At 40.8% G+C, this 15,180-nt stretch carries 13 protein-coding genes; 7 read left to right on the top strand and 6 right to left on the bottom strand.

The features are described from left to right. Positions 1 to 317 precede the first annotated feature (317 nt). Positions 318 to 2,240, bottom strand: a complete 1,923-nt coding sequence (gene mnmG, locus RMY64_RS17485; RefSeq protein ID WP_322700738.1) for a tRNA uridine-5-carboxymethylaminomethyl(34) synthesis enzyme MnmG — start codon at positions 2,238 to 2,240, stop codon at positions 318 to 320. A 383-nt stretch (positions 2,241 to 2,623) separates the two neighbouring features. Here mnmG and RMY64_RS17480 point away from each other — a divergent pair, with 383 nt between their 5' ends. Then, on the top strand, positions 2,624 to 3,496 hold the full coding sequence (locus RMY64_RS17480) for a D-alanyl-D-alanine carboxypeptidase family protein (protein WP_322700716.1): 873 nt from the start codon (positions 2,624 to 2,626) through the stop codon (positions 3,494 to 3,496). Positions 3,497 to 3,559: 63 nt separating this feature from the next. Then, entirely contained in the window at positions 3,560 to 5,080 is a 1,521-nt protein-coding gene (locus RMY64_RS17475) for an NYN domain-containing protein (RefSeq protein ID WP_322700715.1), read from the top strand. Between the two features lie 96 nt (positions 5,081 to 5,176). Here the strand turns inward: RMY64_RS17475 and RMY64_RS17470 are convergent, their stop codons facing one another. Both RMY64_RS17470 and RMY64_RS17465 read right to left on the bottom strand, forming a co-directional pair. After that, positions 5,177 to 6,166 carry a water stress protein WSP1 gene (locus tag RMY64_RS17470; RefSeq protein ID WP_322700714.1) on the bottom strand — a complete coding sequence of 330 codons (990 nt, stop codon included), beginning with the start codon at positions 6,164 to 6,166 and terminating at the stop codon, positions 5,177 to 5,179. Positions 6,167 to 7,033: 867 nt separating this feature from the next. Continuing rightward, a complete protein-coding gene (locus RMY64_RS17465; protein WP_322685097.1) occupies positions 7,034 to 7,396 on the bottom strand; it encodes a hypothetical protein in 363 nt (120 codons plus the stop codon). A gap of 256 nt (positions 7,397 to 7,652) precedes the next feature. Here RMY64_RS17465 and RMY64_RS17460 point away from each other — a divergent pair, with 256 nt between their 5' ends. Then, positions 7,653 to 8,699 carry a DMT family transporter gene (locus tag RMY64_RS17460; protein ID WP_322700713.1) on the top strand — a complete coding sequence of 349 codons (1,047 nt, stop codon included), beginning with the start codon at positions 7,653 to 7,655 and terminating at the stop codon, positions 8,697 to 8,699. Between the two features lie 312 nt (positions 8,700 to 9,011). Beyond that, the gene (locus tag RMY64_RS17455; RefSeq protein ID WP_322673742.1) at positions 9,012 to 9,704 is read left to right on the top strand and encodes a DUF2996 domain-containing protein; all 693 of its coding nucleotides are present in this window, start codon (positions 9,012 to 9,014) and stop codon (positions 9,702 to 9,704) included. A gap of 108 nt (positions 9,705 to 9,812) precedes the next feature. On the opposite strand, the gene RMY64_RS17450 is transcribed toward RMY64_RS17455, so the two are convergent. Continuing rightward, positions 9,813 to 10,310: a TM2 domain-containing protein gene (locus RMY64_RS17450; protein ID WP_322700712.1), complete on the bottom strand. Its 498-nt coding sequence runs from the start codon at positions 10,308 to 10,310 to the stop codon at positions 9,813 to 9,815. Between the two features lie 696 nt (positions 10,311 to 11,006). Between RMY64_RS17450 and acsF the strand changes: the two genes are divergently transcribed. Beyond that, positions 11,007 to 12,083 (top strand): magnesium-protoporphyrin IX monomethyl ester (oxidative) cyclase, encoded by a 1,077-nt coding sequence (acsF, locus tag RMY64_RS17445; protein ID WP_322700711.1) that lies wholly within the window; start codon positions 11,007 to 11,009, stop codon positions 12,081 to 12,083. 79 nt (positions 12,084 to 12,162) lie between these two features. Here the strand turns inward: acsF and RMY64_RS17440 are convergent, their stop codons facing one another. Next, the gene (locus RMY64_RS17440) at positions 12,163 to 12,609 is read right to left on the bottom strand and encodes a hypothetical protein (RefSeq protein WP_322700710.1); all 447 of its coding nucleotides are present in this window, start codon (positions 12,607 to 12,609) and stop codon (positions 12,163 to 12,165) included. Between the two features lie 181 nt (positions 12,610 to 12,790). On the opposite strand from RMY64_RS17440, the gene RMY64_RS17435 reads away from it, so the two are divergent. Both RMY64_RS17435 and RMY64_RS17430 read left to right on the top strand, forming a co-directional pair. After that, positions 12,791 to 13,033: a hypothetical protein gene (locus RMY64_RS17435; RefSeq protein WP_322700709.1), complete on the top strand. Its 243-nt coding sequence runs from the start codon at positions 12,791 to 12,793 to the stop codon at positions 13,031 to 13,033. 821 nt (positions 13,034 to 13,854) lie between these two features. Next, a complete protein-coding gene (locus RMY64_RS17430) occupies positions 13,855 to 14,367 on the top strand; it encodes a hypothetical protein (RefSeq protein WP_322685102.1) in 513 nt (170 codons plus the stop codon). Positions 14,368 to 14,482: 115 nt separating this feature from the next. Here the strand turns inward: RMY64_RS17430 and RMY64_RS17425 are convergent, their stop codons facing one another. After that, on the bottom strand, positions 14,483 to 15,064 hold the full coding sequence (locus RMY64_RS17425) for a thioredoxin family protein (RefSeq protein ID WP_322700708.1): 582 nt from the start codon (positions 15,062 to 15,064) through the stop codon (positions 14,483 to 14,485). Between the last annotated feature and the right edge of the window lie 116 nt (positions 15,065 to 15,180).

Raw genomic sequence — 15,180 nt, 5'->3', positions numbered from 1 at the left:
CCTGTTTAAAAAGAAGAATTGTATTGAGATGTATCGGGCGATAAACAAACAGAGGAGCCGCTTTGCCTCCGGTCTTTCGCCAATCCTATGCAGTTGTGCGTGGGTTACTCCTGCGTGGTTGTTGAGCGTAGTCGAAACACTGCCTCCTGAATAATGAAACATCCAATCCCCCATCTAATTGAGATAAGTTGATTGAGTGTTGGTATTAAACTCAACTTGCATCTGGGGATTGTTGATGATGCCACTACTAATCTTTATGTCATCTATCATACCAATCTCTCTCCCTACTACTATACTCAGTCTTTATCAAGCTTGTGTTAAGCTAACGCTGGAAACTCTGACTGGCTCTTGCTTCTACGCAATTCTAGATATAATAATAAGGCGTTAATATCCGCTGGGTTTACACCACCTATACGTGCAGCTTGACCAAGGGTAAGTGGTTTTATGTGAGTCAGCTTTTCCCGTGCCTCTTTAGAAAGAGTATCAATTGTTGTGTAGTCTAAATCCCCAGGTAACTGGCGGTGCGCTTGGCGGGCAATTTGGTCAATTTGATTTTGTTGCCTTGCGAGATAGCCAGAATACTTGATGTCAATTTCTGCGCCTTCTTTCTCGGCCCGGTTGAGGTTGGGGTTTCCCAGTCCGAACCTGTCGAGATCGACGTAATGTAATCCTGGACGCCGCAACAAGTCGTTGAGGGTAATCGAACCTTTAATTGCTTGTTGGGTATCAGATGCGATCGCTATTCCAATTTCATCATGTTCTTTAACTCGTGTGGCTTGCAGTCTTTGTTTTTCTGTGGTGATATTACCCTGTTTTTGGGTAAACATATCCCAGCGGCGATCGTCAATTAAACCAATCTCCCTTCCCAAGGGTGTCAGACGTTGGTCGGCATTGTCAGAACGCAATAGCAATCGGTACTCTGACCTACTTGTAAGCATCCGGTAAGGTTCCCGTAGGTCTTTTGTACACAGGTCATCAACTAGCGTCCCAATGTAACTTTGCTCGCGGGCAAAGACAATCATTTCTTGAGAGCGAACGAATCGAGCGGCATTAATTCCCGCCACCAGCCCTTGAGCAGCAGCTTCTTCATAACCTGTGGTGCCGTTAATTTGCCCAGCACAAAACAGTCCGGCAATCTTTTTGGTCATTAGTGTGGGGTAACACTGAGTTGCTGGTAAATAGTCATATTCCACTGCATAAGCGGGACGCAGCATCACACATTTTTCCAAACCGGGGAGAGTCCGCAACATTTGCAGTTGCAAATTTTCTGGCAACCCTGTAGAAAACCCTTGGATATACAGTTCGGGTATATCCCTTCCTTCTGGTTCAATAAAGATTTGGTGGCTTTCTTTATCGGCAAACCGGACAATCTTATCTTCGATACTGGGACAATAGCGCGGCCCTTTGGCTTCCACCCAACCACCATAAACTGGCGACAGGTGCAAATTTTCTTGAATCAGGCGATGGGTTTCGGCGGTTGTGCGGGTGATGTAGCAAGGCATCTGTTCTCGTTCTATCCACACATCTGGGTCAAAGCTAAACCAGCGCACATCTTCATCTCCTGGCTGGATGAGCATTTTACTATAATCTACCGATCGCTTATCTACCCGCGCCGGAGTTCCAGTTTTAAGTCTGCCGGTTTCAAATCCCAGGCGATTTAGGGTTTGTGTCAATCCTTCAGCCGCAAATTCCCCAGCACGTCCGGCTGGCATTGATTTGTTACCAACCCAAATTTTGCCTCCCAGGAAGGTGCCGGTTGTCAAGATGACTGCTTTACATTGGAACCCGACACCAAAATATGTTTCAACGCCGATGACTTCATCATTAGCGCCCAGCACCAAATCTGTTGCCATACTTTCGCGGATTGTCAAGTTTTCTTGATTCTCAACAACATTTTTCATCACTGCTGCATATTCGCGCTTGTCTGTCTGGGCGCGTAATGCCCAAACAGCAGGCCCCCGTGAAGAGTTGAGGATACGTTTTTGCAAGTAGGTGCGGTCTGCTACTTTACCAATTTCCCCGCCGAGTGCATCTACCTCATGAGTCAACTGAGATTTAGCCGGGCCACCTACTGCTGGGTTACAAGGTTGCCAAGCGATTTTATCCAAGTTGAGCGTCAATAGCAGGGTACGACAACCGAGGCGTGCAGAGGCGAGAGCTGCTTCGCAACCGGAGTGACCTGCACCGACGACTATGACATCAAAAGCGTCTTGGAATTCAACGGAATTGTGCATGGTCATACTTACAGGATCGGCAAGCTTAGAGTTCTTTTCAATTTTAACTGTTCCAGTGGTTTCATGGATGTAACTTTCTGATAAAAAAGTTATCAAACTTACTAGTACTCAATTAAAAGCAAGGTTCCATTTTTTAAGTTTAGTAATAAGTGAAAAATCTCATCTTTTTAAAATTTGTGACAATATTCCGGTTTTTCGTTCGCAGTTATTGTTCAGAGCGTTAACCCAGCACAAATTAATTTACAACTGGTATATATTAGATGTTTTATCGAATTTGAATTTAACGATAGTTCAGTGTCGATAAACTATCTGCGACTTTAATTCATCAATAATCAATATCGCCAAAAAAAGTATTAACTTTATTCTCGATCGCTAATTAATTATTTAGAATGAAACTTACACTCAGAAATCAAAGGAATATTACTAGATTTATTAGAAAGACAAGTTTCATCAGTATCGTTATATTGATGATTTTTGTATTAGTCGCTAGCAATGAGATTACCCACCACAAAGTTGCTATAACTGCTCAACCATTACAAGAATGCTTGATTAATAATTCGTTACCTTGTATAGACACCTCTAAAAATACAAGCTCGCAACCATTTACTCCCGATCCCAAATTAGATGATAAACAGCGTTTTTTATCTGCGATCGCTAGAAAATTACCTACAATTCCTCAGCTTGGTACTTATGAATATACTTTGCTACGAAGCTATGGTGCAGTATTCGTAAATCCCGATATTGGAATTAAACTACCGCCAAAAAATATCTTTGTTAATGAACAAGAAACCCAAGAGTTTCAAGCTACTTTAACAATGGGTCATGTTGATGGCACTAACGACTGTTATTTACAAAAATCGGCGGCTGATGCTTTAAATAAAGCGCGAGTACAACAACAAATTCCGCTAAAATCTGGTTATGGCTCTGGTGATTGCACTCGCACTTTCAACACGAATTTAAGATTTTGGCACAAGTATGCTAACGATCGAGTTTTAGCAAAAGTTCAACAAGGTAAAGAAACAAAAATTCTCGGTTTAGTTGCACCTCCGGGAACTTCACAACATCTCTGGGGATTAGCCATTGATTTACGCGTAGGTAGTAAAGAGCAAAGAAAAGCTCTTAATCAAAATGGTTGGTTTCAAACTGTAGAAAACGATGTTCCACATTGGACTTATGTGGGTTTATCTGAAGATAATTTATCTTTGTATGGTTTTAAAAAACAAGCTATTAGAGGCATTACTTATTGGATTACGCCGCTTTAATTGTTCAATAGCATGAAAACTTGGGAATACTAAACTTAAATGTGTATTGTCAGGGATTTAGCTATGCCAAATGAAGCTGCTAACCAGGAGCAAGACTTTCTAATTGATTTATTGAGAGCAACTTATCAAAATCAGGAAGTATATCCAATTCTGCAACATAACTTAAGTAAACTCAACGAGGATTTAGCTTTAAAGTTGCGAAAATGGGTAAGCGATCGCTTTGCTAAAGAACCTGCCATTGCTATTAATTTAGCTAGAGTCATTATCAAACTGAGTACCATTATTCAAGAGTTTGAACAAGGGAACATTGCTAGTAATTTAGAAATTGCGATCGCAGGTTATGAAACAGTTTTACAAGTGTGTAGCCGTGAAGCTTTTCCCAAAGAATGTGATATCGTTCAACAAGCTTTAGTAATAGCTTATCAGCAACGCCAGTATATTCTCTCCAGAACCATTGGGGAACTTCGGGAGCAGACTGTCCAAACCCAGAGTCAGATTAATACATTAACTGAGCAGTTACAAGAAGAATTACAACAAGCAAAATTACAAGTTAATGACTTAACAACAACAATTACGGAGTTAAAACAGGAAACGAGTAGTTCAGAGTCAGCGCCAGAAATAACATCTTTAATTGCTGAGTTAAAAGAGTTAAAGCAGCGTCAGATTCGTGTAGAGCAGTTTACTTCCACGGCTCATACTTCACCTAATATTGGGCAGTTCAATACAGCTATTTTTTATGATATTGAAAATTTAACAATGGGTAGAAGCAACCCTAATCTAAATTTTTCTCTGAAACAAATTCAAACAAATCTAGAAAATACTAACTTAGTTAATAAAATTGCTATCCAATGTGCTTATGCCGACTGGAGTGATTCTCGATTAAGACTACTCAAGAATGAAATTCAAGAACTTGGTATCGAAGCAATTCAAATTTTTGATTACAGCCATAAACGGAATGCAGCAGATATGCAACTAGCCATTGATGTTATGGAATTAGCCCAGAGTCGTCCTACGTTGCAAGTTTTCGTTATTGTATCAGGCGATGGTGCATTTGCCGCTTTAGCTAAAAAGCTCCATGAGTATGGAAAAACTGTAATTGGATGTGCTTACGAAGGACAAATTAATCGTATTCTCAAGTCTGTTTGCGATCGCTTTATACCTATACCTGCTCCCCAGGTAAAAATAGAGGATATTCCAACTAATGAAGTAATTAGCGAGAGTTCATTAAATGATGATGATATTTTAGTAGTAACGAAGAAAGCTTTAGAGGAATTGAAGCAGAATATTGAGCAATTAAGTCAGTTGAAACAAGGTGGTATTCCTATATCTCAAATTCACAAAATATTGAGAGAGAAAATTCCAGCCTTTGACCAAAAAAGAGAAAAGCATGTTGAAAAACTGACAACTTTTTTGAAAAAAATTATTGAAGGAACAAATATTTGTTTATCGATTGAGAACAATAAATTAATTTTGAGAGAAACGTTAACTATAGGCTCTAATGGCTCATCAAATAAAACTTTGAATAGTGATAGCTCTTATTTAATGACTAAAGTGCTTACTACAAACTCAGTTAATCAGTCATAATCCCGCTTGGCACTTTTTTATCCTTAGCTCCGTTCTTCAACTCTTGCAAAAGTACTTTTTACAAGAGTTGAAGAAAGAGTATGCTATTGACGACTGTTATTCATTAACAATCGTAAAGCCTTCATAATCAACGACTCCGCTCACAGCATTTGGTAAATTAACGTTACCAAGTAAGGTGGCGGTTGCAAAGCCAGCGCCATTAGTACCTGTGGCACTACCTAAACCTAGACCTGATGCAGCAAGTTCATCTTGGTAGCCTGTGATCTCATAGACAGCGCCAGTTTCCAGCCAACCCAGCAATCTTTGAGAACCGAAGTTAGTAAATGACAACCCAGAATCTGCGTTGACATTCAGAGCTTGTCCTGAAGGAGTTCTTAGAGTAATCGGTGCAGATAGTTCACCAGTGAGTAGATCGACTTTGTAAAGCTGGTTTCCATCTCCATCATTAGTCCTGAAATCGCTAGCAAGAGCGCGAGTTCTACCAGGATTGAGATTGTCGATAGCTAATCCATCGGCAAATTTTCCAGGATTGGTAGGTTGAGTTCCTTGTCTTTGTGCAGTAGTAGTAGGTGCGCCAAAGCCGTCTACAAGGCTAACAGTTCCAGGGGTAGCTGTAGTAATTTTATAAAGAGAGCTTCCTACTGGCCCATTTGCGGGATTCGGATTCCCTGAAATGTTGTACAGAACAATTGGTTGAGCAGCTACTGAATAGTCACGTCCAAAGTCAGCACCTGACTCAAATCCAAAACGACGTAGGTCAGATGGTGTACGGGTTGCTGAGGTCGTGGCTGGAGCAAAAGGCTGATCTACATTATTAACGACAGTAACAGTTGGATCGATTGGTGTTGTAGCACCAGTAACGCGTGCTTCGTTAACCGCACCTACCCTTCCGGTACGAGGGTTAGTTCCCAAACCTTCTAAATCGGCGGTAGTAGCAGTAGCTGGAAGATTGACTGTACCTACTCTTGTAGGAGTAATAGAACCTCCAGGCCCAGAAGGGATCGAAAAGCGGTAAACGTCAAGCTGCTTGCCATTACTAGCGTTGCCGTCGCGGTCTTCTCCAATGGTATAGCCGTAAAGAGCCATGAGAATTTTCCCCTTATTCAAACTGTAAAACGTTTGGGAACACTCCAAATATGCAAACTGCTATCTGACTAAAAGCCAGTACGATACAAACAAAGCTAACTTTCCCAGGCTGAAAATTTAGATTAGTCTGCGTTATCTTACTTTGCTTATATAGCCGAGAAGTTTGCAAAACTGAAATAATACTAAATTTTTGACTGTAAACAGGTTAGGACAACTTAACTCAAGATTGTTGTAATTACTATTTGCTCAATCTGTAAAAGTAGGAAGTGTGAGAACTTTATGTCGGAGGTATAAATCTCAAAACTACATTTATTTACACACACTTACACACATTTTTTTGGAACACATTATTTCCAAATTTAATTACAATTAATCAAAAGTTAAGTATCTTTAATTTGCGATTTAAAGTCAAAAACTTAGGTTATAACCTTTATTTGAAGTTCTCTTAGTAACAGTATATTTGACTAATGTTAAGAAAATTTTTTCTAATCATTAAGGTTTAATAGCACCTTGGTTAAGATTTAGTAGTTGCTGAGTAGTTTCACTCGACAATCTGCTTTTTAGATGGGAGCATCTCAAATGCGCAAGTTTATTTTTATACGGAATTTTGGCTGAGAACAATAATAAATAATAGTTTAAAGGCAATACAAAAAATAAAGTTTCATGTTTTACCTTTTCCCTTTATCCTGATTATTCCAAAAACCTCATATTTTTTTGCCAGAACTAAATCAAACTTTTGCTAAAGCGCGAACGCATAGCATAAAGCCGGAGACGTTTCCACTACTCCGGACTTTTCTTCATATATTGCAACCTAGATACAATTCAATTGCTGCTCTAGTTTCAGTTACCCTGAAAGTGGATTTATTATTATTTCACTTCGCTGGGTTCAAATTTAGTTACCTTACCTTTCTTAATCGCTACAATCACATCGTAATGCGAACAGTAAGCGAATGTGACATCATTAGCTTTGTTATAAAGGTTAACTACATGACCTGCACCACCTACCTGGATACCGATTGGTTCCAAGTCACCAAAAAAGAAACGACGTAGTTGATCGCCACTACCAATTTGACCCTTACTTTTAGTAAGCAAATCTAATTTTTGTGCTACAGACATTTCTTCGGCTGCTGATGCTTGCACTAATGACGGATCGATCGCCTTTAATGGTACGTCCCAAACTGTGAAAAAACCAACCAAGGCTACACTTGTAAGTAAGGGTGCGAGTTTCATTTATTACTTCTCTTCTTTGTTTTATCCTGAACATCCCAAGCATCTCAGGTGGCAGTGAGAGCTTATTGAAACTAAGCCACTATTTTCATGAATTTATCCTTTGAGAAAATTTAGTCAATTCTCAGCATTTTCTCAGCTAATCATGGCTGCTCAAAGTCACAGGAGAATTTAAGTATTTTCTCAACAAAACCTCATTTTGAAGTGCGTAAGGATAACTTAATATGATGAGCAATGCTTTCATTGCAGTGATGTTATTGTGACTAGAGCCAAAAGACTACATCGCCAAATCCATAGAATTTCGGGACAAACATATCTCTGGCTAGCAATGCTAATTTTTGGAGCATCTAGTGCTGTTACTCGGAAGCTAACAGAAATTGGCGTTCAACATTTGATCGGCAACCGCAATCCGATTTCTTTATGTAATGTTTTATTCGTGGGAAACCTTTGCGCTTTGATACTTCTGATCCTAATCTATGGGCGGCAGTGGAACAAAGCTAATTTGAAACAACTCTCAAGGAAAGATTGGGTCAGTCTAACAGCAGTAGCTATTTTATCAGGAGCGTTAGCCCCTGGCTTAATTTTCCAGGCATTGGCACTCACAGGGGTGAACAATGTCATCTTGGTGGGACGTTTGGAACCGCCTCTAACTTTGGCTTTATCAGTCTGGTTATTGAAAGAACGAGTAAATATTTGGGAATTTATTGGTGCGATCGCAGCTTTTGTTGGCGTTATCCTAACTATTATCCTTCAACCTCCAACAGAAACCATGATAAACATGGGAGGTTTCAGTTTAGGTATAGGGGAACTTTTAGCCGCAGCTGCATCTGTGGCCATAGCCGCTTCTACGATTATTAGCAAGAAACACCTTTCGCAGATTCCTTTGGGAATCTATAGCATCTTTCGGACTGCACTAGGAACTGTAATCTTTTTCTTTATTGCTTTAGTCCTCTATGGCAAGGATCATTTCGCTGATGTTCTCTCACCATTCTTGTGGCAGTGGATGTTTCTCTATGGCGGGTTGATTGTGGTGGTAGGCCAGTCTTTTTGGGTTAAAGGCTTGAAAACTTCCACTGTATCTACAGCTTCCTTAATTAGCTCATTTGGCCCAATCGTAGGAATTATAGCAGCCTATTTAATTTTGGGTGAAGTCCCTACCCGACCTCAATATATTGGCGGTAGCTTGATTTTAGGAGGTATATTCTTGAGCCAAGTTGGCACTAGGCGTCAGACTGCTAGCGGCAAGGTAAATTCTACTCCAGCAAAGCAACAGGTAGAAACTGGTATGGGATTCAAAGGGATTTGAAGGATGAAAATTCTAGATCGCTAAAGACGTGATTTATCGCCGTCAAGACAAAAGACTGAATATTGTCTTGACGGCGATTCATCGCGTCTGAATATTGTAGAGACGGCGCATCGCGTCTCTTACCTTAACCGAACAGTATTGCAAGTAAACCACCCATCCCAAATAAATGAAACTCTGGCGGTATATAAATTACAAATTACAAATACAAATTACGAATTCTGCACAGAGGTACTAGTATGTCAAAATAAAAATACCCGATACATCAAGGTGAGCGATCGCTCCCAAAGCTAGATTAAAGGATTGACCTGAGCAATGGCAGACCCAACCAATCACAATCAAGCGGGAGAAGTAGCTCCCAGCACTGTTGACAAGCAAGCTCCCAGTGTAGCTGAAGAACACGCTCCTAGTACAGATTCACCCGAAGCCACAGATATTCCTACTGCCAACGCGCCAGATCCTAAAGCCGCAAACCCCGAAGATAATCCCAATGCTGCCAAACCAGCTGCTGCATCGCCCAAGCGAGAAAAACCCGCCGCCGCAGCTAAAGCCGCAAAAGCAGAAAAACCCGCCGACGACGACGCAACAGAAGAAAAACCCGCCGCTAAAGCCCCTAAAAAGGAAAAAGCCCCAGCTGTTGAAAATAAGCCATTTGTAGAGTTCATTGAGCAAGACTACTTGCCAGCTTTACAAAAAGCGATCGCTCAAAAAGGTGTGAAAGATTTACAGGTGTCTTTTGCCAAGCAGAAGATGCCAATCACTGGCTTTGAATCCGCCGAAGAATGCTGGCAAATTATTGGCAGTTGGTCAGAAATCGGTAAGCGTCAGTTTAACCTGTACTTCCCCGATGAAGATATTCAAGGCAAAAAAGGATTTTCTTGTAATGAAGGCAAAAAACCTAGCACTCTTGAGTCATTCTTAATCGATGAGCGCAAAATTACCCTCGATTTGTTGGTATATGGCTTAGTTCAGCGCTTGGACGGTCAAAAGTGGTTAGGTAGAAATTAGTCATTGGTCATTGGTCATTAGTTGTTGGTCATTGGTCATTGGTCATTGGTTTTTAACAAATGACAAATAACAAAGGACAAATGACAAATGACAAATGACTAATAACAATTAAAGCTCGTGGAAATGGTAGGTAACGGCTCCAGTATTGGGGTCGTTATCAATTTTTACATAACCTGATTTGTACATCTCTTTGAGAGTAGCTTCCACTTCAGCAAAGCTGGCTCCTGTAAACTTTACGCCTTGAGTGACAGTTAAAATACCACCTTTGTTTTCCGCCGCTTCAATCAGTTTCATCATGAGTTGGTTGCCTGTTGGTTGGTGGACTTGAGAAGCAACTACTACTTGATTCAACGGCACACCAAAGGGAGATACACCCGCTTTTAATCTCAAGTTATGTTCGTATTCGTCAACTATGTTGGGGATAAAGAACAAATCCACGAACTGCCCTATACCAAACACACCACCAGTCAACAGCCATAACAAACCAGTTCCGATCTTGCCATTGTAGAAACGCTGCAATCCTCCTACCCCAATAAATCCGACTGCACACAAGATATAAGAGACAAGAAGTCGGTCTTTATGCTGCTGATTGTTTTCAAGATTCATCTTGTTTTCAACCCTTTGGATTTACTCTATTGTTTAAGATGGTTTTTCGGACTGTTTTTTATACCAAGTGCTAATAGCTAGACTTACATCTTGCACCAGTTGCTTTCTAACAATTTTCATCATAGACACTGCTATTCTGATTTGAAGTTGTGGGCATTGTCTAATCTAGAATTATTGAACAAGGTGCAAAAAATAACTAAAGTACTTAGATTTTTCAGTAATTATACTACTCATGAATTGTTAATTTTAAGCTATCTAATGTATTAATAGAACCCCATAAATTTATTGTAGTAACAACCAGAGAAAATTACTGAGATAGTAGTGCTTTGAAAATCAAGAGGTAAGTGCTACTCCACTTCAACGAGATAATGCTGCTTGCTGAAGTATATTTATTTGACTACCAATCCGCGATTTTTGATTCCGCAAATATGGAATGATTGTTGCAACTCTTAATGTTTTGCTTAGAAATTTCTCACCCGCACCTTGGTAGACTGAACTTTATACAATTGGATTATTGTGGGCTGTTACGGTTTGCCAGAGGATTTCTGGTGAGGCAGTCCGGTCTTCTCCCAAAGGGAGAGGCTAGCGCCAACGGGGTTTCCCCATGAGGAACTGCCGTTACCGTGGCGGTAGAGACGTAGGAACGTCACCCGAAAGGTCTACTTAAGATAATAAAGACGAAAGAGAAATCAAGACATGGTAGATTCCCTCAAAAAACCAGGCTTTGAAGAAATCCGGCCAGGGATTAAAGTCCCGGCAAAAGAAACCCTGTTAACACCTCGGTTTTATACTACCGATTTTGATGAAATGGCCCGGATGGATATCTCCGTCAATGAAGACGAGTTACAAGCCATTCTCGAAGAGTTCCGCACTGACTACAACCGCCACCACTTTGTTCGGGATGCCGAGTTTGAACAATCCTGGGATCATATTGACGGGGAAACTCGCAAGTTGTTCGTTGAATTTCTAGAACGTTCTTGTACGGCAGAGTTTTCTGGCTTTTTGCTGTATAAAGAACTTGGTCGTCGCTTGAAAGGAAAAAGCCCTGTTTTGGCAGAGTGTTTTAACCTGATGTCACGGGATGAAGCGCGTCACGCTGGCTTTTTGAACAAAGCTTTGTCGGACTTTAATCTGTCCCTAGATTTAGGGTTTTTGACTAAGAGTCGCAGTTATACCTTCTTTAAACCGAAATTCATCTTCTACGCTACTTATCTTTCTGAGAAGATCGGTTATTGGCGCTACATCACCATTTATCGCCATTTAGAAGCACATCCTGAAGATCGGGTTTATCCAATCTTCCGGTTTTTTGAAAACTGGTGTCAAGATGAAAACCGTCACGGTGATTTCTTTGATGCGGTGATGAAATCTCAGCCGCAAATGTTGAATGATTGGAAAGCACGGCTGTGGAGTCGGTTCTTCCTGTTGTCGGTATTTGCGACAATGTATCTCAATGACATCCAACGTAAGGACTTTTATGCCACCCTGGGATTGGATGCACGAGAATACGATATCCATGTAATTAAGAAGACCAACGAAAACGCAGGTAGGGTATTCCCACTGATGCTGGATGTAGAGAATCCAGAGTTTTACGATCGCTTGGATGTTTGTATAAGCAATAATGAGAAGTTGGGTGCGATCGCTAACTCCAGCACTCCCAAATTCCTGCAATTCTTCCAAAAACTGCCGCTTTACATCTCCAACGGCTGGCAGTTATTGCGGCTGTACCTGATGAAACCGATTGATACTGTTTCTGCTCAAGGGGCAGTTCGTTAATTTATAAAAGGTTTGTGAAAACTTTGGTGGTTCTGCTGGTTGCAGAGCCACTTTTTTTGTCGTTGCTAGCGAATACAAGTTAACTTGCTGTTGTTGCTTTGTTTCCATTCTGGTTGCCATTTTTGCTGCCGTTGCCGTTCACACCAGCAATAAATGACGGTTGCTCTAAATTAGAAACTGGTGACTCCCCTCGCAGTCCCTTGCGGCGCTGGTTTTTCGGAACACCTCCTGCCATACCGTACTCCACACTACTTTTACCATACTGAGTAGCAACTCCTAAGAGCATATGCTCTGCCATATCTGCCAACTCGCGCTCTGTTTGGAGCATTTCATGGTACAACTTATCCAGGTTGGAAAGAGCAGTGTTGTATAAATTTTCTCTAGTTCGCATCGTCTCAATTAGGGTTGAGAAGGACGGTAGGGTAAGTCCATTGCCTAGATTTAAATTCGGATCGATTGAGTTGATGCTAGCAGCACGACGCACTGCTTTTTCTAACACCTGAGAGGTTCTTTTTCTCCGAGCCATGATATGAACCTTGTAATACAGTACGGTTAATATTCTTTACTTTAAAAAACTTCCGTATCGATCGGCTTGAGAGAACTCCGGCAATTCTCTAATGCTTTTTGTTACATAGCGATGTCGTAATCAATGCGCGATATACCGAAATGAGAAAGCAATCAAGCTTTTGAGAAAGCAATATGTCTTTTTGCTTGCTAAATCTACCGAAATGAGAAAGCAATCAAGCATTTTGAGAAAGCAATATGTCTTTTTGCTTGCTGAATCTACCGAAATGAATGCGCGATATACCGAAATGAGAAAGCAATCAAGCATTTTGAGAAAGCAATATGCCTTTTTGCTTGCTGAATCTACTGAAATGAGAAAGCAATATGCCTTTTTGCTTATTGAAATCGACTCGATCGGATATTCAAAATTTGACCAGTTGAAGTAAGATATTTCACAAATAAAGGCAGGGGGCGGTGTTTCGACTACGCTCAACAACCAGGCAGGAGGCAGAAGTCAAAACTTTACTTCTGAGTCATTGCCCAATCAAAAAAAGAATTGTATCAAGACGCATAGCGCGAGAGACAAAGTGTCATTGCCACAATCCCATGTTGTAAATGTGGGTTCCTTCTGCCTCCTACCTCCTGAAGTGAAACCGTAGATGCAACTTTCACTTCACACGGTTACTCATATTTTGCTGCTTTGAAATGGAAATCTTTGCTTTTTCTTCTCTGCCAGACGCGCAATGGGCAGACCAAAGTATTGCTGACTCAATGAATTTTACTTTTTACTCAGCAATATTTTGGTGAGAAAGGTTTTCGTGAGTTTTTACGGATATAACAGAAGCCGACATTAGGATACACTGGCATTTGAATACACTGGAAGTTCATCAGCGACTTAGTTTGTCGCTTCTGGTGACTTCCTTCCTAGTATCCTATTGCTTTTGGCTGTATGAAACTTACTCCAATCTACGGTAAGTCTCCCTGAAGAAGGTTTTTAGCATCTAAACGACTGCCACTGTTTTGAGGCTATAGCCTTAGAATATTTACAAGCTTTACTTACGAATTAGCTCTCTCTAGATAAAAGTACCATTTTTACTGTGTAAGCTGACATTCTACCTGTTTCATCCAGATTTGTGTAGCTTATTAACAAATCAACGGATTCATTAATATTTAGCCTGCTTTACTATTTAGTTTCTTAGCCCGACCTATTAGACAGCTAGAGTGTTCATTTCACTTTGTTCAATAGCTTTTAGCCCTTATCGCTCCCATGCTGACCCATCACCGCAAGCCCGTGTGCTTATCACTTATTTCCACTGACCTACCGATCTGGTCTGTTGTCGAAACTGCCGCAACATTGTATCAAAAGGATACCGATCGGTTTCATTTACTGATGACCGCACCGCCTTTAATTAGCTGCGAAGTAGAGAGTGTCATAAGTCCAGAAGACACACTTCCTCAAAGCAAGAGCAAAGCTTACGCCCCTAACAGTCCCAGAATTTTGTGGCTGGAGATTTCCCCTTACCGAGTCATCATGACTATGCAAGGTAACGCTCAAGTGAGTTATCGTCACTTTTGGGAACAAGGTGTTTATGGCATTAGTCGCTATTGGTTGCCAACTGAGTCATTGCAACCTAACGATCCGATTCGTTTACGAAATTTTACTCGTAGCCTAACTCTCAACGGACATCCTTTGCCAGAAAATTTGCGGCTGGAATATGAATTGTGGGCAGAAAAAGTCCAATTAGGATACTACATATTAAATTTAGAAATTAAACATTAATAGGTGTGGGCACTAGGGAGTAGGGAGTAGGGAAAAGTTTTTACAATGCCCAATCCCCAATCCCCAATCCCCAATGCCCCATGCCCAATCCCCAATCCCCAATCCCCAATCCCTCTTAACCAAAATAACTGGGTTGGTTTCCTGGTTTCCATTTAATATTGCAACCAACACTCGGCTTTTGCTCGCTCGTAACAGGTTTACCCGCTAGCACTGCTTCAATGGCTGCGCGTAAATCTGCACCTGTTACAGGTTTACCATTACTGGGGCGGCTATCATCTAATTGTCCCCGATACACAAGTTGGCGTTGCTCATCAAATACAAAAAAATCTGGCGTGCAAGCTGCTGTGTAAGCTTTCGCCGTTTCCTGACTCTCGTCGTAGCATAAGGTAAAATTAAACCCTTGTTCTGTTGCAAATGCTTGTAACGACTCTGGCGCATCATCTGGGTAATTCTTTGCATCGTTAGCACTAATAGCAACGATCGCTAAATCACTTGTAAAATAATCTCTGCCTAACTGCACTAATTGTTGTTGGACGTGTTTTACAAACGGGCAATGCCGACAAATAAACATTACCAACAATGCTTTTTTATCTGCAAAGGTAGAAAGTGAAGTTGCCTTTCCAGATACTACTTCCGGTAGATTAAAATCTGGCGCTTTAGTGCCTAGCGGCAACATAGTTGAAGTAACTAAAGCCATAGTTCACCCAATATTTTTACGCTGATAATTAACGGTTTTTGTTATCAGTATATTTTCAATCTAGCACTAAGTTTTCCATAAAATAAGAGACGGTAAATTTACCGTCTCTTGCATTT

This window comes from Nostoc sp. DedQUE08, from assembly GCF_034530895.1.
Classification (GTDB): domain Bacteria; phylum Cyanobacteriota; class Cyanobacteriia; order Cyanobacteriales; family Nostocaceae; genus Nostoc.
Note: the sequence above shows the minus strand (reverse complement) of the source record. Positions and strands in the feature narration are given on the sequence as shown.

Bases quoted from the DNA above. Each gene is read 5' to 3' on its own strand.
- mnmG (WP_322700738.1), bottom strand. From the start codon at position 2,240: ATGACCATGCACAATTCCGTTGAATTCCAAGACGCTTTTGATGTCATA.
- RMY64_RS17480 (WP_322700716.1), top strand. From the start codon at position 2,624: ATGAAACTTACACTCAGAAATCAAAGGAATATTACTAGATTTATTAGA.
- RMY64_RS17475 (WP_322700715.1), top strand. From the start codon at position 3,560: ATGCCAAATGAAGCTGCTAACCAGGAGCAAGACTTTCTAATTGATTTA.
- RMY64_RS17470 (WP_322700714.1), bottom strand. From the start codon at position 6,166: ATGGCTCTTTACGGCTATACCATTGGAGAAGACCGCGACGGCAACGCT.
- RMY64_RS17465 (WP_322685097.1), bottom strand. From the start codon at position 7,396: ATGAAACTCGCACCCTTACTTACAAGTGTAGCCTTGGTTGGTTTTTTC.
- RMY64_RS17455 (WP_322673742.1), top strand. From the start codon at position 9,012: ATGGCAGACCCAACCAATCACAATCAAGCGGGAGAAGTAGCTCCCAGC.
- RMY64_RS17450 (WP_322700712.1), bottom strand. From the start codon at position 10,310: ATGAATCTTGAAAACAATCAGCAGCATAAAGACCGACTTCTTGTCTCT.
- acsF (WP_322700711.1), top strand. From the start codon at position 11,007: ATGGTAGATTCCCTCAAAAAACCAGGCTTTGAAGAAATCCGGCCAGGG.
- RMY64_RS17440 (WP_322700710.1), bottom strand. From the start codon at position 12,609: ATGGCTCGGAGAAAAAGAACCTCTCAGGTGTTAGAAAAAGCAGTGCGT.
- RMY64_RS17430 (WP_322685102.1), top strand. From the start codon at position 13,855: ATGCTGACCCATCACCGCAAGCCCGTGTGCTTATCACTTATTTCCACT.
- RMY64_RS17425 (WP_322700708.1), bottom strand. From the start codon at position 15,064: ATGGCTTTAGTTACTTCAACTATGTTGCCGCTAGGCACTAAAGCGCCA.